Consider the following 26488-nt stretch of genomic DNA (forward strand, 5'->3'; position numbering starts at 1 on the left):
ATTCTATATAAGTCAAGCCACGAATACAGGAAACAGCCATGCGATATATCGCACTGCACACTGAATAAGCCACGGATCCATGCGCTCAGCTGATTCTCCACCTCACATGACTTCCATTGTCATCCTTCACCACCTGCAGCTGATCCTCGATCTCCTGTCTCAGTTCTGTCACATGCGAAATGATGCCGATCAGCTTCGTTCCGCCGTCCATCTCCTTGAGAACACGCACAGCCTGGTCCCTGGCATGATCATCCAGCGATCCGAACCCCTCGTCAATGAACATGATGTCCGGATGGATCGAGGCGGAGCTTTCCTGAATCTGATCCGCGAGGCCGAGTGCCAGTGAAAGAGCTGCCATGAAGGATTCCCCTCCGGAGAGTGTCCGCACCTCCCGTTCCTGACCGTTGATAAAGGAGTAGACCATGAGGTCCAGCCCACGGTTTCTCCCCTCTCCCGCCATCGAATCATCTACCATCCGCAGCTCGTACTGTCCCGCTGACATTTCCGAGAACCGGATGTTCGCCGCGTGCAGAATCCTGCGAAGATAATATCTCTGAACAAAGGTTTCGATATCCATTCTCGCACCGGTCACCTTCCCCGCAAGGCGATTGTACAGGCTGTCAATCCGCGAAAATTCCTCCGCGATTCTTCCTCGTTCCCGCAGAACGGACGCAAGCTTCCGGTATGCGGCAGAATCCGCCCGGAAGATCTCCCTGACACTTTCTCTCTCTGCCTGAATCCTGCGATACCTCTCTTCTTCCTGATCTCTCTTCCTGCCCAGCGCCTCCAGATCCGGTTTCGTCTGACCTCCGACCGCCTTGCGGGCAGTATCGAACGCACCCTGTGCAGCTGCCCTCTCGCGCTGGAAACGGTCGATCTTCTCCTGAAGACGGGAGGCTTCCTCACGCGTATGCTCTTCCAGAACGGTCATCCATTCCTTTTCCGTCAGCTTCTTCTCCTTTAGCATCGACCGGTAACTCTCTTCCCGTTCCTCCGCTGTTTTCTTCTGCAGGGGGAGAGATTTTTCAAGCTGCGCGATCAGCGTCTCTGTCTTTTCTTTTTCTGCTCTGGCTCTCAGAGCCCCGGCTCTTGCCAGCTGATAGCGTTCCTCCGCCTTCTGTCTCTTCTCCTCTGCCTCTCGAAGAACACGTGCGGCTTGCTCCTCCGTTTCGAAATCCCTGCGTTCCACCAGCTGCAGATACTGAGCCTTCGCCGCGGCGAGAGCCGCCCTGTCGTCGGATGCCCTTCGAACAGCCTCATCCTTGATCTGAAGGAGGGCTTTGCTCTGCTCCTCCCAGGCTTCCAGAGACTGATTCAGCTCCGCAAGTCTCCGATACGACCGCTCCAGCTCTTCCTTCTTCGTTTCCAGTTCCCTCCGCCACCGCTTCATCGCTTCTGACATCTCCATAAATGACGGCTTCTCTGATAGTGACACCTCCGGGATCACCTCGATCAGATGCTTACGGAATTCTTCTAGCCCGGCGCGCGCCTGCTTTCTTTTTTCTTCCAGAAGATCCGCAGCCGCCTTCGAAGCCGCTGCTTTCTCCGTCATGATCCGGCTGCTATTCCCGACCTCCTCCGCGAGAGTGTCAATATCCTCCTTCGTTAGATTCGTATGCCGTTCCGGCAGCCGGCAAGGATCTGGATGAATTCTTGACCCGCAGACGGGACAGGGTTCGCCCTCGACAAGCCTGGCGGCAAGAAAACCTGCCTGATCGTTCAGGAACTCTGTCTGCCGCTGGTTGTATTCACTGTTCTTTTTCTGATACTCCTTCCAGGCATCTCTGTATTCCTCCGCGGCTTTTTCCGCTGTTTTCTTCTGCTCTGAATACTCACCCGCTGCCTCTGATACCCTGGTTTTCTCCTCGAGGAGCCGGTTATATCCGGTCAGAGTATTCTCCCGGAAGAGATTCCACCGCACATCCGCATCCGCAAGACGTGATTTCTCCCCGGTCCACTTCTCCTTCTGCGTTTCAAGTCTCTTCCGTTCTTCTTCCGCCGCGACTGCTGCCTTATTTGATGCGGCTGCCTTCTTCTCCCGATCTGCTGCGGCTTCTCCTGCCTCCGTAATCTGACGGAAAAGATCCCTCGCTTTTGACACACGTTCCCTTGTCTTTGTAAACCGGTCCGCCTCCTGCCGGCGGTTATCATCCGCCGTCTTCTCCAGATCCATCTTCTTCTCATATGCCGTTCTTTGATCCGGCAGCGCCGCCTCAAGCCGGTTCAGCTCCTTCCCGGTTTCTTCCGCCGTCTGAGCAGCTTCCTGAAGGCTCCTGAAGGCCTGTCTGACCTCGATGGCATTCTGAATCGACCGGATCAGCTCTCCTTCCGCGCGGATCTCCTCCTCATGCGCCCGGCATCCGGCCAGCACCTTCTCCGCATCCTCCATCTGCCGGAATGATCGCAGAATTCCCTCGGCCTTCGCATAGGCTTCCCGTGTCAGATCTCTCGAGGTACATGAGTCCCTGTAATCCTTTTCCAGCTCTTCCTTCCTCGAGTTCATATATTCGTTCAGAAGAGAAAGTTCCTCCAGAAGGCTCTCCGCTTCCGCGACATTCAGTCTGTCGCCGTCGATCACCTGCTGTTTTTCCGCCTGTATCACTCCGGCGCGCACGTATTCTTCCGGCACCTCGATGTGTCCGGCCTCCAGACGGCAGGCCGTCCGGACCTCTGCGATATCGGCGAGCTTCTCCTTCCTTCTCCTTGCCAGCTCATCGACGATGTTCTGATATTTTTCGGTCCGGAAAAGCTTCCGGAAGATTTCTTTTTTCTTATTCGAGTCCGCCCGCAGAACCTCCATGAATTCTCCCTGCGCGATCATGGCAACCTGCGTGAACTGCGTCTTTGTAAGGCCGATAATATCGACAAGCTTCGCGTCGGTTTCCTTCTGCGGATATACGGATCCGTCCGGCATCTCCAGCGATACGGATTCCGATTCCATGCGGCTTCCCTTACCGCGCTTCAGCGCTCGGAGGTGACGGGGAACCCGGCGCACCCGGTACTCCTCAGAAACGGTCCCCGCCTTTTCTGAAAAGGTCAGCTCCACATAGGGCTCTGTCCGGATATCAGAATACTGGCTTTGCAGTTCCTCACCGTCCTTACGGTTCCGGTTTGAGCTTGCCTCTCCGTACAAAGCGAAGACAATCGCGTCAAATATGGTCGTCTTTCCGGACCCGGTGTCTCCGGTAATCAGAAAGAGATTCTGGTCCGGCTTTGTGAAATCTATCTCCGTTCTCTGTCCGTACGACCCGAACGATTGCATGACAAGTCTGATCGGTCTCATGGCAGTTCCTCCCCCACTGTATTGATGACATCCTCCAGAAGGCTTCTCTCCCCCTCATCCGGGTTGCCCAGGAAAGAACAGCAGAGCTCATAGGTGTCCATGACAGCCTCTCCTGCATATTCCACCTGGTAGTCAGCACCCGGAAGCCCCTCTCTCCTGATTTCCAGAAGATTCGGAAATGCGCTTCGTATACGGTCCTGCAGATCCAGCGCATCCGCCTCCCGTATATCCGTGAGCGTCACAACCGCGTAATCCTCGCATCCCTGCCGGAGAACCTCCTCCAGATCTCCCCGCACAATGCGGATCTGCCTCAGCGGCGTAAGCGGAAGAACGGAGACAGACCTCTCTCCCTTCCTCCCCAGATTCACCTCGACAATTCCCTTCTGCTGACCGGCCTCACTGACTGAGCAGGCCATCGGCGTCCCGCAGTACCGCGCATACTCACTGCCGACCCGCATCGGCTTGTGGATATGTCCAAGCGCCGCATAATCAAATCTCTGAAGAACATCCGCCGTTACACGGTCGATATTTCCGATCGTCAGGATCTCGGAATCCATGCGCTCAACATCCGCTGCATCCGCTCCCTTCGGAAGGTAGAACTGATGACTCACGAGAACATTCCGTTCCCGTGTGTCAATCTCCTCTCTGTCCAGCAGCCGGTGTATCGTCTCGTCGTAACTGAATCCGCTTCCATCCTCCTTCATCCCGATTACGTTCCGCACCATGGAGGGCCGCACAAAAGGAAGCAGGTAAAAATGGACCGCACCGTATTCATCCCGGAGGGTCACCTGCTCCACATGATCCTCTTCCCTCTGTGGAGGAATTCCGATCATGTGGATTCTCTCTCTGTTCAGGATTCTCCGGAACAGATTCACGCGGGGCGCGCTGTCGTGGTTCCCGCTGATCATCATAATCTCAGCATCCGGAACCGCCTTCCGGAGCCCGGAGATGAAGTCATCAAAAATCTCCACTGCTTCTGCCGATGGCACAGACTTGTCATAGATATCTCCGGCGATCAGAACGGCATCCGGCTTCTCGGCCTCCGCCTTTTCAACAATCTCCCGGAGAATAAACCGCTGATCTTCACCGAGATCCCGATTGATCAGCTTCAGACCGATATGAAGATCCGATAAATGAAAAAATTTCAAGATTCCGCTCCTTCCTTCTTTCTTGTCCTTTCCCCTGAAATTTCCAGCACGGCATCATACCGCTCCGCGACCTGCCCCAAATACTCCAGATACGCACGTCTGGTCCTCTCGGGACGCAGAATCTGAATGCCGCTCCCAAGCGCTGTCAGCCACCCGAAAAACTGAGGGCTTACTGTAACCGGAACCATCACCGTGAATCGGTCCGCACCCGCCGGGATCAGTATTGAATCGATGCCGAACCGGTCGATGATCACACCCGCAAACCGGTTGTCGCAGATCAGTGTCACCCTGACATCCTCCCCGGAGAACATCCCGAAGGTCTTCTTCTCAAAGACTGCAGGATCAAAATCCTTCGCCAGATTCTTCCCCTCTCTCGGCTCAGGTTCGATCTCAAGATTCATCATCTTGTCCACCCGGTAATGACGCATCATGTCACTTTCCTTTTCATACGCGATCAGATAATAGTTCTCATCATCCCAGATCAATGCCCACGGGCTGACGCGGTAGCGGGCGCCGTTTCTTCTGAAGCGATATTCCTTCCGCACCGTCCATTCCACGTACTGAAAGGTAATCTTCCGGTTTTCATAGATCGCGCTGTGAATGGCATCCGTCACGTAGAAAACTGTCTCATTCTTTGCTTTCGGACGGTTGTACAGAATAATCTGTTTCTCAAGCAGCTTTCGCTGAGGCTCTCCGACGAAGCCGATCAGCTTCTCAATCAGCTCCCCGGATTTCTTCTCGGTGATCGACTTCGACACCTGTACCGCATCGACCAGCATCCGCAGTTCCGGGATCTCAAATTCACGCTCACCAATAAAATACCCGTGATCTCTGCCCTTCCGTATGACAATGTCCGCACCCCATTCTCTCAGCGTATCGATGTCGCTGTATATACTCCTCCTGTCGGTCTCTATATTGTACCGCCCCTTCAGAATATTCCCCAGTTCCGAAGCGGACAGGATGTGGTCCTCATCTGTCATCTCCCGCAGAATCGAATAAATATAGAGCATTCTGAGCTTCTGTCTCTGTACAGCCATAGCACCTCCATAAAATCGAACATGTATTCTTCTAAATTATATCATCCCACTTTCCCTTCTGTCTGCATATTTTTGTACAATGTAACTTGTATATTCTTCGAATACACAGGCAGAGGCGGCGCACGCAAGAAACGTACAGGACCCCTTCCTGACCCGCTGTTCCTGCCGTCTCCAAAGAAAGGAGCTTCACGCATCAAGCGCCCGCAGGAGCCTCAATATGAATATCCGGATTGCAGAAGGCAGGAGGCTGTCTCCTTCAGGGAAACAGCCTCCTGCCATGTCTGATCATCCGTATTTACCTGCCATCTGTACCGGATTCTGTACCAGATATCATGCACATCCTCTGATATGCCTGTCCGGTCTGAAACCGGCATCATGATACAATATCCCGAAAATGGAACTCCTTCTTACCGGACGCATAGTCCCCGACGATCTGGCCGTGACCGTACAGCTTGTATTTGTAGGTCACCAGCCCATCGAGTCCAACCGGCCCTCTCGCGTGAATTTTCCCGGTGCTGATCCCGACCTCTGCCCCGAACCCATAGCGGAACCCGTCCGCAAATCTCGTAGAACAGTTCTGATATACACCCGCAGAGTCCACCAGTTCCATGAATCGCTCCGCCGTCTCATCATTCTCCGTAATGATGCAGTCGGTGTGATGAGATCCGAAGCGGTTGATGTGATCGACCGCTTCTTCCAGATTATTCACCAGTTTCACGGAAACGATGAGATCCAGGTACTCCCGGAACTGATCCTCGCCGATGGTCTCGCCCCCGATCATCGAGGTGACCTCTTTGGTCCCGCGGATCTCCACGCCCTCCCTCCTCAGTGCCTTCGCAAGCTTCGGAAGAAATGCCGGAGCAATCGACCGGTTCACAAGCAGCGTCTCCACCGCATTGCAGGCGGCAGTGTACTGCGTCTTCGCATCGATGATAATCGGAATTGCCTTCTCAAAATCCGCGTCCTTGTCCACATAGATATGACAGATACCGTCGGCGTGTCCCATAACCGGAATCTTTGTGTGGTCCATGATATAACGTACGAAGCGGTTTGATCCTCTCGGAATCAGAAGATCCACGCAGTCATCACAATCCAGAAGCTCATCGATCTCATTGTGCTGTTCCGCCTGTATCATGCAGTATTCCGGGAGTCCTCCGGCGACCGCGGCTTCGTGAATCACCCGGAAGAGGACACGGTTAGTCTCCGCGGTCTCACGTCCGCCCTTCAGGACCGCACAGTTTCCGCTCTTGATACAGAGCGATGAAATCTGAACCAGCGCGTCGGGACGGGCTTCGAAGATAACACCGATGACACCAATCGGACAGGTGACCCGCTTCAGCAGAAGTCCCTCATCCAGTTCCCGTACCAGCGTTTCCCGATGGATCGGATCCGGAAGGCTTATCAGGAGCCGGATTCCCTTTTCCACATCCGCAAGCTTTTCTTCACTGAACTTCAGTCTCTTCCGAATCGCCGGCGCGACCTGTTCCGCATCGGCTCTCTCAAGATCCTTCCGGTTCGCCGCGAAAATCTCTTCCTTATGGCGTTCCAGACTCTCCCCGATCAATTTCAGAACATGATTTCTCTGTTCCAGGGTAGACGAAGCGACTTGCGGCGCGACCCGCTTCATTTTGCGAACTTCTTCTCTGATCTCCATTTATCTGACCTCTTTTCTGTCAAACTGACCGCTCCCGCAGGCTTCCGGTTCATACGTGCAGCCATCCAATCATACATCATTTTCAAACGCCGGAATGACCGTCCCCGCGCGGCTGACAAGACCGGCAAGCCCGCGATAAGGCAAAGCGCTCCCTCCCGGTCCTGATCTTTACGATAATCTCTCACTCCAGATGCTTCTCGAAATTACCCGAGATATTGACACCGGAATTTTCAACGACAAAGGCATCCGGATCAAATTCACGGACCAGCCGTCTCAGTCTCGGTGCCTCGTACTTGTCTACAATTACATAGAGAATATTTACATCATTTCCGCTGAATCCGCCTTTTCCCTCCCATCTCGTCACCGATCTGCGAAGCTCCCGGATGATGCTTTTTTCCAGAGCTTCCACATCCTGCTGTGTGATGATATGAAATTCCACCTTGATGTTCTGCGAATAAAACCGGTCAAGCGCATAGGATGTGACAAACGCGGAAAAAAGCGAATAGATCAGAATGTCAATCGGATAATTGAAGGCCATGATGGCAAATACGACAATATTGACATACAGGTTGGCATGTCCCACGCTGGCCCCGTTCCTCTGGTGCACAATCAGTACACCGATCAGATCCATTCCTCCGTCGCAGGCTCCCATCCTCAGCATCAGTCCCATCATCGCGCCGCAGATTACACCTCCGATCAGGGCGGCAGCCAGACGGTTGTCCACCAGCGCCTGTTTGGGAATCGGAAGCAGCACAAGAAACACAGATTCCGCTGTAATACCGAGAATGGTCTTCGCAAAATAGAGCTTTCCCATCAGCTTGTGCGCCAGGACCAGGAACGGAATATTGACCAGATAATAGAGGATACCCGCGACGTCGACGCTCCCGAATCTGAGTCCGACAACCGATGTCAGAAAGGAACGCAGCAGCTGACACAGTCCCAGAACTCCACCGGTATAAAGACCCGCAGGTACAATGAAAAAATTGATGCCCACCGCGTAAATAAATGTACCAAGAAGAAGCACCATAATCCGCTGAGCCTCATATCCCTTCCCGCTCTGTGATAGATGAATCCTGTACATTCCGGCATCTCTCCTCTCATTAATCAGTTCCGTCCCGCGTCTCGAAATCCCTGCCTGCCCCGGCTGTTACAGCATTGCAAATTTGAAATCAGTCTACCATAAACCAGAATAAACTTCCATACCAAAACCTGCGCATACACCTGCCTCCCGCCCCCGGTTGTTTCTGTTAACGATTATCGGATACGGTGAATATTATCCCTCCTTTATCCGAACAGTGCCCGCTTTCAGAAGTCTCCGGATGGACAGCACCATCAAATCGTGTATTCCCCGCCTTTCAGACAAGCCTTGGCTCAGCGTGCAGCAGCAAAAAATGACTGATATCAGGACGTTTTTGACAAGACATTCATATATTCGTCATATATATTCGTTAGGCAGAACAAAAGGTCTATAGAAGGCCGTTGTAAAACGCACGGCAAAGAGAGGATAAGAGATGAAAATCAATAACATCACGAATGTTGAGAAGTTTTTTGAAATCGTGGACAGCTGCAAGGGAAGAGTTGAACTGGTTACTGCCGAGGGTGACACGCTGAACCTGAAATCAAAGCTCAGCCAGTATGTATCTCTGGCAAATATTTTTTCCAATGAGGCTGCCATTCCGGAGCTCGAGATCATCGCTTCTGATCCGGAGGATATCCGCAAGCTCATGAACTTCATGATCGACGGAAATGCGTAAAAAACGCGCGCAGGAAGCCCTATGCGGCTATCTATCCAAAAACGGCAGGATCTCCGAAAAGGCGATCCTGCCGTTTTTCTGCGTGTGCCCCCATAGCGGATAAAGCCATCCGCTCTGCTGCTTCGCAGCTCTCACCGCTGCCGCATAGTATTATTCAGGACAGCGCAGATGTCCCGGCAGTATCTCTGCCCTTCCCGGAACTGTCTCCGGAAATCGAATAGGAATACGAATAATAGCGCAGTACATGTTCTACATAATCCGGATCGCCGTATGAGCTCCAGCCATTTTCATATGCCTTCATATTTGAGAATGTGGAGGCATTCTCCGCAGAGTAACCGCCGTAATTCTTCCTGGCCCATTCGATGTAGCCGGTACCAAAGTTGTATCCCTGCACAGCCAGCGAAATACCTTTAATATCGTCCGGTCCACGGACATCGGCAGCATCGAGAGCCGCCGCAAGTTCCCGGACACCGGCCCGGATCGAATAATCCGGATCTGTAATTGTCTGTCCGGCATAGCGCTCATTATAGAAGGAGGCGGACGCCTGCATGGGATCTGTTCCGTCACCCCTTGATTCCTGCATCATGATTGCCTTGATCAGCCCGGTATACTCGCCAATGGAATATTCGTCTGCGTATTTCCGGATTACATCTGAATAATCTTCCACCTCGTCGCTCACCAGATCCTTGCGGATCGTAATTGTGGTATCTTTTTTCGTTACTTTCCGGACATTGGCCATTTGTTCGTTCTGTTCCATCGTCCCCACGGCTATAAACACCACAATCAGGGCAGCCACCGGGATCACCACCCTGCCGCCTGCCCGATAGAGATAGACGACAGCCCGCCCGAACATTCTCCAGAAACGAACAAACTTTCTCCAGAAACGTCTCTTCCTGCTGCGCCGTCTGCGCCTGGTATTTGATTTTCTGTATCCGGATTTCTCACTCATAACATCTCTCCCCGGGTATATTTCTCCCCGGTTTCTCACCTGCAGCGACGCAAGAGCACAAATTGCGGTCCGGCGCACATCTTATACAGGCGACTAATTTTCAATCTGCCTGAGCAGATATCTCCCCACGGTGTTCGAAAAATGGTCGATTGACCGGATATACGCAAAATCCTTCCCGAAGATTTTCCGCTCTGCGGCAAGCTCGCTCTCCTCCCCTACAAAAACGCCAAGCACCGCCACATTGTTCTGTCTCAGCCGGCGGACCTCGGTGCCCGCGTCAAGGGCTGCCCTGTGACCCGCGTAAGGCTCCGGATTTCTCGCGTTCGGCCGGTTGATCATTACATCATACGGTTTCCCGTCACTCAGCACAATCAGGACCTTATTGCTCTCCTCTCTCTCCAGGAGCCCCTGCCCCACAGTCCGTATCGCCAGACCGTCCCGGTTGTTGGAGCTTGTGGTGAACTCAAAGATGTTTTCATTCGCGCTCCGGTCATCCCCATACTCCCGGAATCTGCGAAGCACCGTGTAATCCCAGAACGTACAGAAACTCATCACCCGCATGGGAATTCCAAGATTCGACATCGCCTCGCAGATAATATACGCCTGCATTGCCACTTCTCTCTGCCGCTTTCTCTGTGACCCGCTCGCGTCGATCAGAAAATCAACCACAAAATCCATGCTGTCCCTTCGCAGAACTCTCCGAAACAGCCTCGCGTCCTCCGATCTTCCTGCCTTCCACAGCTGCCGCGGATCGATCTGACCGGAATCAGACAGGATGCTGTCCTCCTCATTTCGAAGCGCAAATGCCCGCTTCAGCATATCCGTGAGAATCTGAATATTGTGTCGGATTGTCCGGTAATTCGTCCGGAAGTATTCCAGCGTTTTCTCTTTATTTCCCTTCGCGAGCACATACTGATTGTTCCGGACCACGGGATTCTTCAGGATCCCGTCAGTGAAAAAAAGTCCGCAGTCGGAATGTATTCCCCTGCACATGCGGCTGGTGATCCTTTTCTCCTCCGAAAGCGAAAGATAGGATTTCCCGAAATTCCGCTGCACATACTCTCTCGATTTTTCCAGAACGCTGTCATCGATCAGTAGAAGCTTACGGATCTTGTCTCCGCCTTCCGCCGGGGCCTGCTCATCCGTTTTTCCCTCCCGGGAAGGCTCATCCGAACTCAGCATTTCCGCGGTAACTCTCTCAATAACATAGCGGATGGAATCATCCTCCAGCTCCTCCTTCAGATAATCGCTCCAGGAAAACTCGGTAAGCTCTTCCGGTGTTACCTGAAGCACCTCCGTCAGCGTCATGGGAAAGGAAGGATCTACAACATCGTTATACAGACTGTCGATCGTCCCGATAATTTCTTCCGAAGTTTCCACGTGACGGAGGCGGTGAATCCGGTCCAGCTGACGCATGATCTGCTCCGGGCCATGATAGCCGCCATCCAGCTTTTCTCTCCAGCTCGCCGCCATCAGCCGTCCCAGCGGATACGCAGACATTCTTCCGAAATCCTGGTACAGCCATTTCTCCAAAGCTTTTTTCCGGATAGACCGCACTCCCTCGCGCTCCCGGTCAAGTCTCCATCCCACCGCTTCCTCAATACACAGCCTAGCGGTATCCATCAGTGCTCTCTGATCCGCATGACAGTAGATTTTTTTCAGCAGATACATCGCAATGGCATCCTGATCAAAATATTTCGCCAGAGCCCCCTGCTTGATCCCGTTATAGATGGCAATCTCCGGTGATCGGGAAAACTCCGCAAGATCCGGCTTCACCTCAAGACTATAATCCCCGCTGACTGTCCAGATCAGGTTCCGTATTCTGTTTTCCAGCTCATAGGGATAGGATTCCCATACATCCTTGCCAGTATTCAAGCAAAAACATCCTTCCTTGTCCATTCCGCAGGAATCCGCGTACTCAGAACGTCGCGAACGATTTCCTTTTCAAAGGTGTCAAAGCATTTATTGACAACCCCCATCTGCAGCGCGAGAAAAGGCGGGATGCCCTGGCGGACTGTCTGTGCCGCCGCGACAATTCCGCGCAGATCCAGACTCCTGGCTGAAATTTCTCCGTGCTCCGCTTTTGTCTGCAGATCGAGAAACAGCCCCGACAGCTGCTCTCTTGCCCTCTCCGTCATATCCGGAAAGATGCGGCTGAGAATATATTCCAGCGAATTCTCTGTCTGCGGAGGCATGTCGATGACAAGGAACCGGGATACCAGCGCCTCGTTCAGCTCCTTTGTTCCGGCGTACCCGTAGTTCATCGTTCCGATAAACCTTGCCGCAGGGTGAAGGTCAATCTTCTCGTAGCCGGGGATATCGATGCTCCGCCGGTAATCGAGCGTCGAATGCAGGACAGAAACCGCGTCATTTTTTGCCATGTTGATCTCATCGAGAATGCCGAAACCTCCATACCGGGCACAGAGGCTGATACTCCCCTCCCGAAGCTCCACCTGATTATTCCGGAAGGTATCAGTACCGACCAGCTCTGCGCTGCTCGTGTTCACATGAAATGACACATTGTACACCGGTCTGCCGAATAAAAAAGCAAGATTCTCCGCCAGAACATTCTTGCCCGTTGCCTTTGCGCCCGTAAGCAACAGATTCTGCCCCTCCAGAAGAGCGGCGATCGCCATTTCCAGCACCTCTTTCCCGTAGAACGGAAGTGCAGGTTTTACCACACGGCTGCGGACAGCGTCATCTACGGTATAAGTCTCCCGGAATCTCTCCACGCCGCGGATCAGCTCCGGGCTCACATCCTGCTCCTCCAGAATCCTTTTCTGTTCCAGTGTCATATCTTTCCTCTCTCCGGTTCTTTCTCTCCGGAATACTCCCGGATATACCGTTTCATCAGCCCTGATGTAAACTCCATCTCGAGATCTGTATATCTTTGGACATTCGTCAGATAGCTGATTCCGTGGGCGCCGCCCCGGAATATCTCCAGTCGGACGGGAACTCCCGCTTCCTCTGCCGCCTTATACAGCTCCCGGCTCATCCGCACCGGCACATACCGGTCCGCGTCGCCGTGAATCAAAAGTACCGGAACCCTCGATTTCCGGATTGAGCTTATGGCACCGCAGCTTGCGAGATCCACATGGCCGAAAAGCTTTGCCCCGGTCTTCACCAGCCACCAGACCGCTCCCTCCGGATACCTCCTTGCCCTTCCAACATCCCGGACAATTGCCTCCGGTGAGGTATACCCGCAGTCCGCGATAATCCCGACAACGTTATCCGGGAGCTTCAGATCCGCCGCCATCAGAACCGTTGCGGCGCCCATTGACACACCGGACAGAATGACCGGTGTCTGCAGGCCGAACCTCTTCGCCGCGTATCTGGCCCACGTCAGACAGTCCTGCCGTTCCTTCACCCCGAAGGTTGTAACATTCCCGCCGCTTTTCCCGTGCGCCCTCTGATCCACAACCAGAGTGTTCTGCCCATGTTCCCTGGCGACACGATTTCCGCCTGCCATATCGCGGATCGCCTCTCCCCGGTATCCGTGGAACTGAATCTGAAGCGGTGCTCCTTTTTTCACCTCATAATACCTGCCATACAGGGTCAGGTTGTCGAAGCTCCGAACGCTTACCTCTTCATACGGAATCTCCTTCATCAGGTCCACCAGCTCCTGCATGCTCTCCTGATGCTGATCATATCCCTCTCCGGTCGGGAGCGGCACATGACCAGACTTCCGTTCATTCGTATTGTAGAGAACGGCGCGAAATACTGCGTAAAGCCCAAAATATATAAGAACCGCTATACTGAGAATAAAAGCCACAAGAATTCCTGCGATGATACGAAACATATGATCTCCATTTTAAACCGGAACCGGTACTGCGCACACCTGCTGTTGTTTATATTCTACGGATTGCATCGCTTACAGGGTGTGTAGCCCCTGCCGATTAGTTCATCCCTGGATCCGGTCCATTCCATTTGATTTCCCGGAGCAATGTCTTTCACTGACGAACAGGTCGGATAATGAAATCTGCCTGTATTCGTATTGACGACATAGCTGACTGTCCCACCCGAAACGGATGGCTCCGAAGCAGGTGTCTCTGACACTTCCGTCTGCTTCGCGGTCTCTTTCCCTCCGGATGCAGAATCAGAGCCGGTAAATGCCGGACCGCTGCTGTCACCGGTCGCATAGTCAATCGTGATCCCCGGCTGTACATTGTAGCAGTAGACGCAGAACCGGATTCGCTCTCCCCTGTCTTCTACGGATTCCGCCTCCATCAGAACACCGGAGGCCAGCAGATTATTGCCCTCAAAAACCGGTGTAACCCGGTAAAGTACATGAAAATTAAAGTCGGTGACCGCGTAGCTCACCTCGTTTTCATAGGGAAGCATTCCCTCTACATTCATATAGCGGGTACCTGTGATCAGATTTTTTTTGTTCGCGTTTTCGCCCGCCAGTTGATATCCGATCAGATGACAGCGATTGTACAGATAATTGCCGTCGATCCCGTTATACTTTACCGTGTGCCATCCGGTCGGCTTCACCGATCCGATCTTTCCCCTCTCCTCCACCGGCATTGTATCGACACAGATATCCGCATAGGCGGTTCCGCAGCGTCCGAGACTGTCCTGGCTACTGTAGAATTCGAATTCCCGTGTCTTGAGATCCTCGTCCGTGAAAAAGGGAACATTCCCGTTCACCTCAACCGAGGGAGAACCGCTGTAAGGTGGAAGATCCTCCGGATGAAAGGCCGTAAGCTCCGCCGCCGCTCTTTTCTCTTCAGAAGGCAGCGCCCCTCCAACAGAGGCGGTTGTCCCGTTCCGAATCCGGTCGATGACGGTCCCAACAGCTCCCGTCCGGTTCTCTCCAGTACCGGTCTGAACGCCTCCCGGGAGAACGCCGACAAGAATCGTTCCGATGACAATCACCGTCATCGATCCGATCATCCATATCCGGGGCCCTCGCCGGTCGTCGCCGCTGCGTCTCTTTTTCACAATACCCGCGATCAGCGACACCGGAAATATCACAAGCGCTGCCAGAAGCAGCAGTTCTATCACAAGCATATCAAATCCCCTCAGCAGGAAACTCAAAAACCGTTCCGCCTCCGATTATAACACAGAACACACGTTTTGTGAAAATTCGCATCCTGGCCCTTACACACGCCTCACGTGTGACGTGCCTGTCTGCGTTTTCCTAGAGCTCTCTTTGATACTGCATAAGCTACGGGATTGCTTCCTCCCTTCTAATAATTTTACTAATAAGGGCTTATGTATTGTGTGAATATTTCCTATATATAAACAAAATAATCCACGGTATTATCATCACATAAGAAGTAGTCAGATATTAATATATATAATAACCGCCGAATCATTCGTCGTGAAACGACGATTATAGGTGAAAGATTAATACCAGAGAAAAGAGTTCCCATGGCTATTTTAACGACTATATCTATTATAAGAATAGGAGGAAAACCAATTGGATGAAGATAAAAAGACTCAGACTAATTGCTGTTTCTGGTTTGTTGCATTAGCACAAGGAATGGTCTTCATTGACTTGTTATGTCGTTCGCCTATCAATTTATTGATAAAAAATAATCCAATTACAATTCTTCCGTTTCTTTTAATAACGTATGATGTTTTTCCAGGACTGCTGACCGGTGTGTTCCTATTTCTGTCTGCACAGTATTATCAAAAGGCGCCGATAAGATGTAAGTTTCTAAGTGGCATCTTTACAATCTGTACAAATATCGTAATCCTTGCGGTGGCCTTTTATACCTTTAAATTAGAATTTTTTAGACATCCGCTCATTTTTGTTATGATCGGTTTTGGTATAGTTACACTGATCATTTCTGGAAAAAAGAAACGAATGGGCAAAACGAATGAATCGGCGTGACTCTCTTTCATACTGTATAAGCTACGGATTGCTCCGCGCTTCGCACTCCCGCAATCCTACAGGCATTCGGATTCCGCGCCTTCGCGCTTCATCCTCATACCTGTTGCCTTCGAAATCGCATCCTCACTCTTTCACACGCTTCGCATGTGTCGATCCCGTCTGCGTTTTCGAAGAGCTTATACAGTAAAGATTCCAGTCAATACCTCCTGTATCTTCTCCTTTTCTGCCTTGAAAGAGCCCTGGATCATCTCCGGGCTTCCGCCGCCGCGACCTTCAAGACTGGCATTGATGCTTTTCGTGAGGTTCCTGAGATTGACGGCTGAGCTGCAGATGCAGTACGCATAGACACCTTCTTCCCTCTCCTGCGTTGTAAGAACGGCACAGGTGGGTGCCATGGATTCCTTCACCAGCCTGTCACAGAACTTCCGGCAGCTGTTCCGGTCAATGTTCTGCTCAAAATCAATCAAAAATGATTCTTGCTTTTTCAGTTCTTTGATCTTCCCGTCAAAGTACCTGCTGACCCAGGCATTCAGCTTCTGATTTGCCTCCGCCAGCTCCTGCTGTACTCTCGCGACAGCCTCTGCTGTCTCATGGGGCTTCGCGGAGAGCATATGGGAGATCTCCGTGTTCTGATCCACCTTCCGTTCATAATCGAGAAGGGCCTTTCTGCCGCAGACCAGCTCGATCCGCACGCCTTTCTTATAATGAATCATGCTGAGACATTTCACTATGCCGATCTCGCCGGTTCTCATCACATGGGTTCCGCAGCAGGCGCAGATATCCGCTCCCGGAATCGTGATGATCCTCACCTTCCCGGTCAGCTCCTTCTTGCTCCGGTAATCCAGCGTCTCCAGTTCCTGTCCCTCCGGAAAGCTTTCTTCTACAGGAATATCGCTGCGGATCACTGCATTTGTGTCACGCTCCACCTCCATCAGTTCTTCCCAGGTCATGACTCCGCTGATATCAATGGTGACGCATTCTTCACTCATATGGAATCCGACATTCTCGTATCTGAAACGTCTGTGAATCAGACCAGATAGGATATGCTCACCCGAATGTGCCGTAGTATAATCCATTCGGCGCTGCCAGTCAATGACCCCGTGTACCTGAGTTCCGACGGCGATTTCCCGATCCGTCGTATGAACGATGTGATCCCCATGCTTCTGAACATCCCGCACCGGAATAACCGTCTGTGCGTCAGTCCGGAGGATACCGCGGTCTGAAGGCTGACCGCCGCCTTCCGGATAAAACGCCGTCCGGTTTAGCTCCACGTGATAGCCCTTCCCGCACGGTTCGCAGGAGATCACCTCCGCGTCAAACTCTTTCAGATATGGTCTCTGATAGTATAATTCATCGAAATTTTCCATCGTTTTCCTTTTCCTTTCCTGACAGGTGTGGATCACTGCCTGTTATCGTGCCGCATACTGTATAAGTCCCCGCGTCACTTCGCTGCTTCGCAGCTTCCGTGCCGCTTATTATTATATCGTGCCGCATACTGTATAAAGCCAGCTGCTCCGTTGCTTCGCAACTCTCGCAGCTGCCACATGTATGAGCATTCTCGCGGTGTTTCACACCGCGAGAATGCTCATACATGTTAGCGTCGTTCAAGCATGCAGTTTTCTGTGCATGCTTCGCATGCCCAAAAACTGCCCGCTTGACGACGGCTTTATACAGTAAATCGGCAGATATTTATCCTTTACCGAACAAATATCTGCCGATCTTTTAAGTCTGTTTAACACGCTCTCTGAACGCTGATTATAAGGCGTACGCGCTCAGGTACTCTTCCATCTGTGAATTGCCTTCCGTGAACTCAATCTCTATCGGTTCAAATCCCAGAGCAAATACTCCCATGATTGATTTTCCGTCCGTCTCACTTCTGCCCTTCCGGACCGTGACGTCGTCTGTGCATTCTCCGGCCAGTTTAACAAATGCTACGATATCCTCGACCCGATTGAATTTCACCTTTGCCTTTTTCATCTCTCATGCCTCTCCTCAAATTCATTTTCGGTCTTCGATATCTACGGCCGACCTCTCAATAAGTATTGTCACAGGCTCCGTGAAAACTAATGCGGTATGCTATCCTTCCATGACCCGCGGTTCTCAGGAGACCTTACATAGATATTTTATCCTCTTGCCATTGAAATGCAAATCTTTCGGGAGTTTCTGCATGAAATTCAGGACTTACTTCTATAATTTTTGTGAAAATACCGGGAATTTTTGTGCATATCTGCTACGCATTCTCATCCTTCATAATCAAATATCGCCTTCTTCTCAAGGTATTTTCCGTAGTCTCTTTTCCAGGTTTTGTGGATTTCACTGTCGTCATAGACAGGCAACGCCTCCGGTGTCATCCGGATCCGGATCAGAACATCGTACCGGTTTGCCCGGTCAATCACATTTGGAAATACCTCAACCGATTCAATTCCTTCAATTCCGGTGAGACCCGCGAACAGTTCCCGGATCTCCGGCAGAAGATCCTCCTTCTTCTTTTTCGATATTTCCGCATTATATTTTGCCAGTATGCAATGATACATTCTATTACCTCCAAAATCGAAAACTATATGTGCTTCGAAAACGCAGACAAACCGCAGCTTATACATTTTGTGGCAAGATCATCGTATGACCGTTTACCACATGCCTGCGAAGCTGCCATTACCGCCCGGATTCTGTCCCGCGAACGGATTTTTCTCGATCTTGATGGCATCGTACAGCGCGGCGCTCGTCTGCGCCATATAGGGATCTACATAGAAGATACCGACCAACCCGAAGGTAATGCTCGAAAAAATCACCCACAGAAGAAACGAAAGGTCCAGCACAAATGCCTTCCATTTATTTCCATACATCATGTTTCTGCTGATCTGGAACGCTTCCTCCATCGGCATGTCCGGATATTCAGCCAGAAGATACGGGATCATCCGGTATTCATACCCTTTCACGATTCCCGGAATCACGAAAAGCAATGACCAGAGGAAGGTATAGAGATCACGGAAGAACATCACCTTTACCACGTTCTTGTAGGAGTGATCAAATCCGTACATGATTTCGCGAAGCTCCGCTTTCTGGTGAAGATTCGTATAAAAGAACCTCCGCACCCCGACTTCCAGCGGATTCAGCAGAAATACATCGGTCACAATCGCGATGACGGCGATCACCACCACCACCATAAAAATGATCCCCGCAGCCATCAGCCACGCGCCTAACATCCCTCCGGGAATACCGCCCGGTCCCGCATGAAATCCGAAAATATCAGTGTCTCTGCCGGAAACGACATCATAATTCAAAATTACGTTGCAAAATCCGGATAACGCTCCTCCGCCTGAGCTGCTGTAAGATCCTCCGATCACCAGCGAAAGAAGAAGTCCGGCAAGAACAGCTTTCCAGTAATTGCCCCTGAATACCTCTTTTGACCGGTTTTTTAATCCGATCCTAGTCCACATACTGCTCCTCCTTTTCTGTGCTGCGGCAAATATTGCAGTATATTCCAACATCCGCGGCAGCCCTGTGGCAGCTTCCGCCTCGCGGCGAAATCTGTAACCATGATTTTCATCCTTAAGTATACAGAATCCAGTGCCGGTAGGAAAGCATTTTCTTTTTTATTCATTTTTTATTCATGCAACAGAAAACAGGGATTTCACAGAACCTCTGTCCGGTGCTGCCGGATGCTGACCTCCAGTCAGCCCCAGGATAACGGCAGGCTTGTGAAATCCCTGCAAAATATACTTTGATCAAATGATATCGATACATTAGAGAATATCGATATATTCTCCCGCCAGTGCTTTATTCATGCTCCGCACCGCGCAGAACTTTCCGCACATGGAGCAGGTGTCACTGTGATCATCCTCCGGCGCCCGGCTGTCCCGAATGGACTTCGCAGTCTTCGGATCAAGCGCCTCCTTGAACTGGGCTTCCCAGTCAAGCTTCCGTCTTGCATCCGCCATCCGGTCGTCCTGTTCCCGCGCACCCGGAATGCCCTTGGCGATATCTGCCGCGTGAGCCGCGATCCGGCTTGCTATTATTCCCTGACGTACATCGTCTATGTTCGGAAGCGCAAGATGCTCCGCCGGTGTCACATAACAGAGAAACGCAGCACCGCTCATCGCCGCAATCGCCCCGCCGATCGCAGCTGTAATGTGGTCGTAGCCTGGTGCGATATCTGTTACCAGAGGTCCGAGTACATAAAAGGGTGCTCCCTTGCAGATGGTCTGCTGAACCTTCATGTTTGCGGCGATCTGATCCATCGGCACATGGCCTGGCCCTTCCACCATGACCTGGACATCCCGGTCCCACGCCCTCTGCGTCAACTCACCAAGCCTGAGCAGCTCGCCGATCTGACAGCTGTCCGTCGCGTCCGCAAGGCATCCCGGCCGGCAGGCATCACCGAGGCTGATAGTCACATCATGCTCCCGGCAGATCTCCAGAATCTCATCATAATATTCGTAGAAGGGATTTTCGTTCCCCGTCATCGCCATCCATGCAAAAACCAGGCTTCCTCCCCGGCTGACAATATTCATTTTTCTCCTGCCGGCCTTGATTTCCTCAATCGTCTTTCTGGTGATCCCACAGTGCAGCGTCACGAAGTCCACACCGTCCTCCGCGTGCAGACGCACGACATCCACAAAATCCTTTGCACTGAGGGTCGCAAGATCCCTCTGATAATGGATCACGGAATCATAGATCGGAACCGTGCCGATCATCGCCGGACATTCACTGGTCAGCTTTCTGCGGAACGGCTGGGTGTTGCCATGACTGGAAAGATCCATGATTGCCTCAGCGCCGAGATCGACGGCGCTGAGAACCTTCTTCATCTCCACGTCATAATCCTTCACATCACGGCTGATACCGAGATTTACATTAATTTTCGTCTTCAGCATACTGCCGATGCCGTTCGGATCAAGCCCCTTGTGCGCCGGATTCGCTGGGATAACCACCTTTCCTTCCGCTACCCAGTTCCGGATTTCCTCCTCCGTTCTTCTCTCTTTTCCTGCCACAGCCTTCATCTCCGGAGTGACGATCCCTTTTCTCGCCGCCTCCATCTGCGTATGATACTCTCTCATCTGTAACCTTGTCCTTCCTTTCGAATTCTTTAAATAAAATAAAGTCACTAGCGCTTTTCGCGTGTGACGCTCCTGTCTGCGATTTCGAAGAGCTGTTCTGGTATAATACTGTATAAACTGCGGATTGCTCCGTGCTTTGTGGTTTCGAAGAGCTTATACACAAAAAAGACGATACCCAAATGGATACCGCCTAAAAGACTACATAAAAAACACCAGTGCTCGCACTTCCCTACGTTGGCATTATCCAAATCAGGTTCTCGGGTCGTATCTCATGTGATACCTCTCAGCCTTCCGGCTCCCCATGTTTTTCTATTCTATTGTTCTGTGCCTGCCCGGATGTTTCCCGGAAGCCAGGCGAATTGAGCCTCACAACGGGTTCATGATAACACATTCCCTTATTTTCATCAAGCGTGCTTTTGCGCGAAAAATCAACCATTTTCAAAATTCTTTTTGATTGCCGATCTGAATTAACGACTTCTGACACTTTGTCATACATATGCCTGTTATCTCTATTGACAACACTCAAAATCGCTAAAGGCGCACTTCATTCAGGCATTTTTCCTCAACGCAAAGTGGGGATAACCGAGAATTTTCTCCCGGTAATAACCGGTCATTGAATACACGACTTCGCGCGTCTCCCCGATGCTCTTCCCCAGAACACGAAGTACAAGACCATAACGATCAAGCAGAGACAATCCGAACCGGACCTCGTCGGAACCGGTGAATTTCTGATTCAGAAAATTTCTCAGTTCCTCCAGCATAGCCTCGTCGACACCTTCATCAATGATGACAGCGGAATTGTAGTTCATGGATCCCTCAAAGCATCCGATTTCATGCATATGATCTTCTTCCGGGTTGACGAGCAGAAAGTCATGGAACAGAAGCCGACCATCCATCCGGATATCCGTCTTCAGCCCGATATCCCGGTACTGGAAGGGTTCCTCGTCCTCCGACCACCCGGCAGTCAGCCCGTCGGTCATAATCAGTCTGGATCCCGGAGCCATCTCGATCTCTGTGTTCTGACGAAATCTTGCCCTGGCGTATGGAATCGTCTCATCAATATAATACTCCAGGAAGGAATCCTTTCCGATCTCCACCCGATTGTTCTGACTCGTCAGTCTTCCCCCGTCGCACTTGTAGATATAGTTCGGGGTCTGTGTTGTCACAATCGCATGACACTGTTCCTCGAGCGAAACCTCCTGAAGATACGTCTCCCCCTCGGTAAAACCGCCGCCGGTGCTGATCAGAAAATAATAGGGAACGTCTCCGGCAGCCGGAATGTTCCCGGAAATCCTGGAATTTCCCCTGCGGTAGGTCGTCTGCGCCACAGTTCGCCCGCTTCGGTTTGTAAATCCAAGACGGATCTCTCCGTCAAATTGACTTTTCATTCAAGGTCCTCCAGAAGACAATCCTTCTTCAGCCATCGCACAACATCCTCGAGACCTTCGTCTGTCTTCAGATTCGTAAACACAAAGGTCCCGTCTCCGCGAAACTTCCGGGACGTCTCCCGCATGTTCTCCAGATTTGCTCCGACATAGGGCGCGAGATCAATCTTGTTGATGATGAACAAATCCGACTTGATCATTCCCTGTCCTGCCTTTGCCGGGATTTTCTCTCCTTCCGCGCAGTCAATGATGTAAATGGAAAAATCTACCAGCTCGGGGCTGAATGTTGCCGCGAGGTTATCGCCTCCGCTTTCAATGAACATCAGATCGAGGGTGTGGTTGAAACGCTTCTCCAGCTTCTCCACCGCCGCAAAATTCATGGACGCATCCTCACGGATCGCCGTGTGCGGGCATCCGCCGGTTTCCACCCCGATGATTCTGTCCGCATCCAGTACGGAATGGGATACCATATACTCTGCGTCCCACTTCGTATAGATATCATTGGTGATAACCGCCATACTGTATTCATCCTTAAGCCTTCTGGTAAGCCTCTCGATCAGCTGCGTTTTTCCGGATCCTACCGGACCTCCGACTCCGATTCTTACTGCCCGTTTCATGATTCATTATCCTTTCTCTGTGATAAGCTGCCGGATCATGTTCCTGTCAGATGATTCCGGTATCCTGATTATTCTCTGATTCACTGCTCCTCGAATTCCTGCTTCTCGCATATACTACGACATGAACAATCTCGCTTCCTGTGTCTCGTGACAGATCTGCGCCAGTTCGAGGCCGGGAATGTTCGCCCCCAGATATTCCTCATCCAGATCCGATGTCCGGTCATAAAGATCCGTGATCAGAAGCATGACATCATGCAGGATCACCTGCCCTTCTCTCTGTCCGAGTGGGACGGAGCGGACCGCGTTCTGCACCAGCGTGGACGCCACACTGTAGCCGTACAGCTCAAAGGCATCCCGGCAGTCAATTCCCTTTTCATGGGCAAAAACAGAAAAAACGATCGCGGGACTGCCGAAGTATTCGTCCTCATCCATCCTCTCCGCATACCGGTTCAAAAATGCATATCTGTCCCCGTAAATTTTCCGGATCAGTGCCGCCATCTGTACAGCGATCATCCGGCTTCCCTCACGCGTCTCTCTTGCTGCCACGGACCGGTTGATGATGTCATCGTATCTCAGAAGCTCCTCCTCACGTCCCTCATCCAGAGCGCGGCTGCATAAAATGACCAGCAGTCCCTCTCCATAGCGGTACTGAGAGCGGAAATAGTTCTCCAGCCACTCCCGAAACTGCGGCGCCTTACGGATGATCCGCCTCGACAGATAATTTTCCATTCCGAAGGAGTGATTAAAGGTGCCGATCGGAAAGGTCGAATCGCAGATCTGAAATGCCTCCAGCAACTCTTTTCTCATTCTGTTATTTTCCTCTCTGCAATATCTAATAAAAACTCTGCTGCATCCGGTCTGCAAAAGGCAGAGATACTGTAAAGCCCTGCCTTTCAAGCAAGCCCGGGCAGAAACCTTTAATGCTCTTCCGCGTGGTGCGCATGTGTATGCGCGCCCGGCGTATGGTGCGTGTGTGTATGTGCGCCCGGCGTCAGGTTTGCGTACTGCATGGGCTTCTCCAGCTGCACCTTCTCCACCGTAAACCCGGTTCCATTTTCCTTCAGCGTCTTCAGCACCACCGGATCCATCAGAAGCGTAATCCTGCCGTCTCTGATCTGCACCGGCTTATGCAGGTTGCCGAGCATATGCGCTGTTTTTCCCATTTCATCCATATCTGAGGGAGTAATCACGATCACCTCATCCGGAATGACACTCAGTACAAGAAGTTTTCCCGGCCCCAGCATAAACGCGGATCCGTTCTCCAGCTTCTGCGATTCATCCTCAAGCCTGATTCCATAGTCACGCCCGTGATCAGAGGTTACCCGCAGGATCGCTTTCAGAAGATCATCACTTTTTACCATAGCGGTCTCCACATGCCAGGATGCCAGATCCGGAATATCCTGGATATTCCCGTATACTTCCGTCAAAATCATGATTCTATACAGCTCCTCTCTGTCAGACTGTCTTGCTGTGAACGAGGCAGAACGCATATTGCGGGCTATCTCTCCCTGTCACAGTGTCCGCCCATATAGGGAAATCAGTTCCAGCGATGCCCCCATATCCGTCTGATCATCATCGTCACAGTGTCCTCCATATATGGAGATCGGTCCGGCTGTCATTACAGACAGTCCGGACCGCCCCATGCCGGCACATATTACGCCGGAATATCATACCTGTTTCTGTACTTCTCAGAAGAAGTAGTACCGCTGTGCCAGTGAAATGGTATCTACCGGCTCACAGCTGATCAGCTCGTCATCAATTGTTACATTGAAGGTCTGCGGATCAATCCTGATCGTCTTCGGCGCATAATTGTTCAGCTTCATATCTCTCTTTGTGAGATTGCGCGTGTTATGAACCGGGAGAACAATCTTGTTCAGGCCGAGTTTTTCCTTAATTCCGTGTGTGTACGCATAGGTGGATACAAAAGTGATGCTTGTGCTCTGAACTGCCTTGCCGAAAGCGCCGTAGAGATCTCTCATCATTCTCGGTTCAGGTGTCGGAAGACTGGAGGAAGCGTCTCCGACAACGCCGTATACGATCATGCCCGATTTCAGAACCAGCTTCGGTTTTGCGCCGAAAAACTTCGGATCCCAGATGACCAGGTCTGCGTACTTGCCGACCTCGACGGATCCCACATAATCGGAAATACCGTTGACAATGGCCGGGTTGATGGTATATTTTGCCACATAACGCTTGATCCGGTTATTATCGTCATATTCGGAATCACCCTCAAGCGGTCCTCTCTGCTGTTTCATCTTGTCTGCCAGCTGCCAGCAGCGCATTGCCACCTCACCGACACGGCCCATTGCCATGGCATCAGAGGTCATGACGCTGAGAGCGCCCATATCATGAAGAACATCCTCTGCCGCCACCGTCTGCTTTCTGACACGGGACTCCGCAAAAGCGACATCCTCCGGAACCTTCGGATCCAGATTGTGGCAGACCATGGTCATATCAAAGAGCTCATCGATAACGTTCTGCGTATAGGGGTTTGTCGGGTTTGTAGAGGACGGAAGAATGTTCTCATCACCGGCTACAATCATGATATCCGGTGCATGTCCGCCGCCTGCGCCCTCTGTATGGAAGGTATGAACCGTACGTCCTGCAAAGGCATTAATTGTATTCTCAACGAATCCGCCTTCATTCAGGGAATCTGTGTGCACCGCGTACTGAACATCGTACTTGTCCGCTGCCTTGATGGAATTGTCAATTCCCGCCGCCGTAGCGCCCCAGTCCTCATGAGTCTTGATTGCCGCGGCACCTGCCTCGACCTGCTCAGCAATGGTTTCCGGTGTGGCGCCGGCGCCCTTTGCCATAAATCCATAGTTCAGAGGATCGTTCTCAACAGCTTCTATCATACGCTGAATGTGCCATGCGCCCGGTGTGGTTGTGGCAGAGTTCGAACCGTCTGCCGGTCCTGTTCCGCCTCCGAAGAGCGTCGTGATACCGTTGTCGAGAGCGGCATGAGCCAGACCTGTCGAAAGATAATGAACATGCAGATCAATACCTCCGGCGGTAAGAATCAGCCCTTCACCTGAGATTGCCTCCGTGCTTGCTCCCACGATGAAGTCGATGCTGTCCATGATATCCGGGTTTCCGCCCTTGCCAATGGCGAGGATCTTCCCGTCACGGATACCGATATCCGCCTTGTAGATCCCTGTATAATCGATGACTGTAATTCCCGTGATAATCGTATCCGCGACCTTCGGATTATCCTTTCTGGTCTGCGTCGCGCTGACACCCATTCCGTCACGAAGAACCTTCCCGCCGCCGAATTTGCTCTCCTGTCCGTGTACGGTATAATCCTTCTCTATCTTTGCGAACAGATTGGTATCTCCCAGCCGGACGCTGTCTCCCTCCGCCGGTCCGAACATCTGTGTATACTGCTTCCGGTCCATTTCAAAGCTCATACCGTCACCTCCAGATCTGTGCTGTGGGCTTTCTTGTTCTTGTCCAGATACCCGTTCACACGGTTATTGAAGCCAAAAACTCTCCGTTTTCCGCCGAAATCAATCAGACGGACCGTTCTCGTCTCGCCGGGCTCGAAGCGTATTGCCGTTCCCGCAGCGATATCAAGACGCTTTCCATATGCCTTCGCGCGGTCAAACTTCAGTCCCTGCTCGTTTGCCTCATAAAAATGATACTCCGATCCGACCTGAACCGCTCTGTCTCCTACATTCTTTACTTCCAGCTCGATGGCATCATAGCCTTCATTGTAGGGAACCGGTTTATCTGTCGCAAAATGAACCTCTCCTGGAATCATAG

25 protein-coding genes and 1 riboswitch are annotated in these 26488 nt (G+C 51.7%); of the genes, 2 read left to right on the forward strand and 23 right to left on the reverse strand.

Annotated features, from left to right (window positions below):
• Positions 1-85: 85 nt before the first annotated feature.
• The 6 genes from ACTQZS_RS05010 to ACTQZS_RS05035 all read right to left on the reverse strand — a co-directional run bounded on the left by ACTQZS_RS05010 (position 86) and on the right by ACTQZS_RS05035 (position 8203).
• Complete coding sequence (locus ACTQZS_RS05010; protein WP_441474852.1) at positions 86-3283, reverse strand: AAA family ATPase; 3198 nt, start codon at positions 3281-3283, stop codon at positions 86-88.
• Complete coding sequence (locus ACTQZS_RS05015) at positions 3280-4431, reverse strand: exonuclease SbcCD subunit D (RefSeq protein ID WP_441474853.1); 1152 nt, start codon at positions 4429-4431, stop codon at positions 3280-3282. Before ACTQZS_RS05015 ends, ACTQZS_RS05010 begins: the two co-directional genes overlap by 4 nt.
• Complete coding sequence (locus ACTQZS_RS05020) at positions 4428-5468, reverse strand: helix-turn-helix transcriptional regulator (RefSeq protein ID WP_441474854.1); 1041 nt, start codon at positions 5466-5468, stop codon at positions 4428-4430. The genes ACTQZS_RS05015 and ACTQZS_RS05020 overlap by 4 nt, the downstream gene beginning before the upstream one ends.
• A gap of 212 nt (positions 5469-5680) precedes the next feature.
• On the reverse strand, positions 5681-5845 hold the full coding sequence (locus ACTQZS_RS05025; protein WP_441474855.1) for a hypothetical protein: 165 nt from the start codon (positions 5843-5845) through the stop codon (positions 5681-5683).
• Positions 5842-7122, reverse strand: coding sequence for a glutamate-5-semialdehyde dehydrogenase (locus tag ACTQZS_RS05030; protein WP_441474856.1), 1281 nt, complete (start codon positions 7120-7122; stop codon positions 5842-5844). The genes ACTQZS_RS05025 and ACTQZS_RS05030 overlap by 4 nt, the downstream gene beginning before the upstream one ends.
• Before the next feature lie 181 nt (positions 7123-7303).
• Positions 7304-8203, reverse strand: a complete 900-nt coding sequence (locus ACTQZS_RS05035; RefSeq protein ID WP_441474857.1) for a YitT family protein — start codon at positions 8201-8203, stop codon at positions 7304-7306.
• A gap of 430 nt (positions 8204-8633) precedes the next feature.
• Between ACTQZS_RS05035 and ACTQZS_RS05040 the strand changes: the two genes are divergently transcribed.
• On the forward strand, positions 8634-8876 hold the full coding sequence (locus ACTQZS_RS05040) for a polya polymerase (RefSeq protein WP_441100910.1): 243 nt from the start codon (positions 8634-8636) through the stop codon (positions 8874-8876).
• A gap of 154 nt (positions 8877-9030) precedes the next feature.
• Here the strand turns inward: ACTQZS_RS05040 and ACTQZS_RS05045 are convergent, their stop codons facing one another.
• From ACTQZS_RS05045 to ACTQZS_RS05065, 5 genes are all read right to left on the reverse strand, one after another.
• Positions 9031-9825: a lysozyme family protein gene (locus ACTQZS_RS05045; RefSeq protein WP_441474858.1), complete on the reverse strand. Its 795-nt coding sequence runs from the start codon at positions 9823-9825 to the stop codon at positions 9031-9033.
• A 93-nt stretch (positions 9826-9918) separates the two neighbouring features.
• The gene (locus ACTQZS_RS05050) at positions 9919-11700 is read right to left on the reverse strand and encodes a cobaltochelatase CobT-related protein (protein WP_441474859.1); all 1782 of its coding nucleotides are present in this window, start codon (positions 11698-11700) and stop codon (positions 9919-9921) included.
• Positions 11697-12620, reverse strand: a complete 924-nt coding sequence (locus ACTQZS_RS05055; RefSeq protein ID WP_441474860.1) for an AAA family ATPase — start codon at positions 12618-12620, stop codon at positions 11697-11699. The genes ACTQZS_RS05050 and ACTQZS_RS05055 overlap by 4 nt, the downstream gene beginning before the upstream one ends.
• Entirely contained in the window at positions 12617-13624 is a 1008-nt protein-coding gene (locus ACTQZS_RS05060; RefSeq protein WP_441100914.1) for an alpha/beta hydrolase, read from the reverse strand. Before ACTQZS_RS05060 ends, ACTQZS_RS05055 begins: the two co-directional genes overlap by 4 nt.
• Positions 13625-13680: 56 nt before the next feature.
• Positions 13681-14838: a DNA/RNA non-specific endonuclease gene (locus ACTQZS_RS05065; protein ID WP_441474861.1), complete on the reverse strand. Its 1158-nt coding sequence runs from the start codon at positions 14836-14838 to the stop codon at positions 13681-13683.
• Positions 14839-15250: 412 nt separating this feature from the next.
• Between ACTQZS_RS05065 and ACTQZS_RS05070 the strand changes: the two genes are divergently transcribed.
• On the forward strand, positions 15251-15667 hold the full coding sequence (locus ACTQZS_RS05070) for a hypothetical protein (protein ID WP_441474862.1): 417 nt from the start codon (positions 15251-15253) through the stop codon (positions 15665-15667).
• A gap of 176 nt (positions 15668-15843) precedes the next feature.
• Here the strand turns inward: ACTQZS_RS05070 and ACTQZS_RS05075 are convergent, their stop codons facing one another.
• The 12 genes from ACTQZS_RS05075 to ACTQZS_RS05130 form a co-directional block, all read right to left on the reverse strand.
• Positions 15844-17034: an alanyl-tRNA editing protein gene (locus ACTQZS_RS05075; protein ID WP_441474863.1), complete on the reverse strand. Its 1191-nt coding sequence runs from the start codon at positions 17032-17034 to the stop codon at positions 15844-15846.
• 388 nt (positions 17035-17422) lie between these two features.
• Positions 17423-17644: an HPr family phosphocarrier protein gene (locus ACTQZS_RS05080; RefSeq protein ID WP_441474864.1), complete on the reverse strand. Its 222-nt coding sequence runs from the start codon at positions 17642-17644 to the stop codon at positions 17423-17425.
• A 263-nt stretch (positions 17645-17907) separates the two neighbouring features.
• The gene (locus ACTQZS_RS05085) at positions 17908-18201 is read right to left on the reverse strand and encodes a Dabb family protein (protein ID WP_441474865.1); all 294 of its coding nucleotides are present in this window, start codon (positions 18199-18201) and stop codon (positions 17908-17910) included.
• 93 nt (positions 18202-18294) lie between these two features.
• Positions 18295-19104, reverse strand: coding sequence for a DUF975 family protein (locus tag ACTQZS_RS05090; protein WP_441474866.1), 810 nt, complete (start codon positions 19102-19104; stop codon positions 18295-18297).
• Positions 19105-19410: 306 nt separating this feature from the next.
• Positions 19411-20721: a phosphomethylpyrimidine synthase ThiC gene (thiC, locus tag ACTQZS_RS05095; RefSeq protein ID WP_441474867.1), complete on the reverse strand. Its 1311-nt coding sequence runs from the start codon at positions 20719-20721 to the stop codon at positions 19411-19413.
• Between the two features lie 209 nt (positions 20722-20930).
• Positions 20931-21033: riboswitch (TPP riboswitch) on the reverse strand.
• Positions 21005-21217, reverse strand: a complete 213-nt coding sequence (locus ACTQZS_RS05100) for a hypothetical protein (RefSeq protein WP_441474868.1) — start codon at positions 21215-21217, stop codon at positions 21005-21007. (Overlaps the previous riboswitch by 29 nt.)
• A gap of 52 nt (positions 21218-21269) precedes the next feature.
• Complete coding sequence (locus ACTQZS_RS05105) at positions 21270-22109, reverse strand: urease accessory protein UreD (protein ID WP_441474869.1); 840 nt, start codon at positions 22107-22109, stop codon at positions 21270-21272.
• Positions 22106-22723: an urease accessory protein UreG gene (ureG, locus tag ACTQZS_RS05110; RefSeq protein WP_441100922.1), complete on the reverse strand. Its 618-nt coding sequence runs from the start codon at positions 22721-22723 to the stop codon at positions 22106-22108. The genes ACTQZS_RS05105 and ureG overlap by 4 nt, the downstream gene beginning before the upstream one ends.
• A gap of 114 nt (positions 22724-22837) precedes the next feature.
• The gene (locus ACTQZS_RS05115) at positions 22838-23530 is read right to left on the reverse strand and encodes an urease accessory protein UreF (RefSeq protein WP_441474870.1); all 693 of its coding nucleotides are present in this window, start codon (positions 23528-23530) and stop codon (positions 22838-22840) included.
• A 110-nt stretch (positions 23531-23640) separates the two neighbouring features.
• Positions 23641-24156 (reverse strand): urease accessory protein UreE, encoded by a 516-nt coding sequence (locus tag ACTQZS_RS05120; protein WP_441474871.1) that lies wholly within the window; start codon positions 24154-24156, stop codon positions 23641-23643.
• Between the two features lie 255 nt (positions 24157-24411).
• The gene (gene ureC / locus ACTQZS_RS05125; RefSeq protein WP_441474872.1) at positions 24412-26133 is read right to left on the reverse strand and encodes an urease subunit alpha; all 1722 of its coding nucleotides are present in this window, start codon (positions 26131-26133) and stop codon (positions 24412-24414) included.
• Positions 26130-26486, reverse strand: coding sequence for an urease subunit beta (locus ACTQZS_RS05130; protein ID WP_441100926.1), 357 nt, complete (start codon positions 26484-26486; stop codon positions 26130-26132). The genes ureC and ACTQZS_RS05130 overlap by 4 nt, the downstream gene beginning before the upstream one ends.
• Positions 26487-26488: the final 2 nt, after the last annotated feature.

The organism is Bilifractor sp. LCP19S3_H10 (assembly GCF_052119185.1).
GTDB lineage: Bacteria > Bacillota > Clostridia > Lachnospirales > Lachnospiraceae > Bilifractor.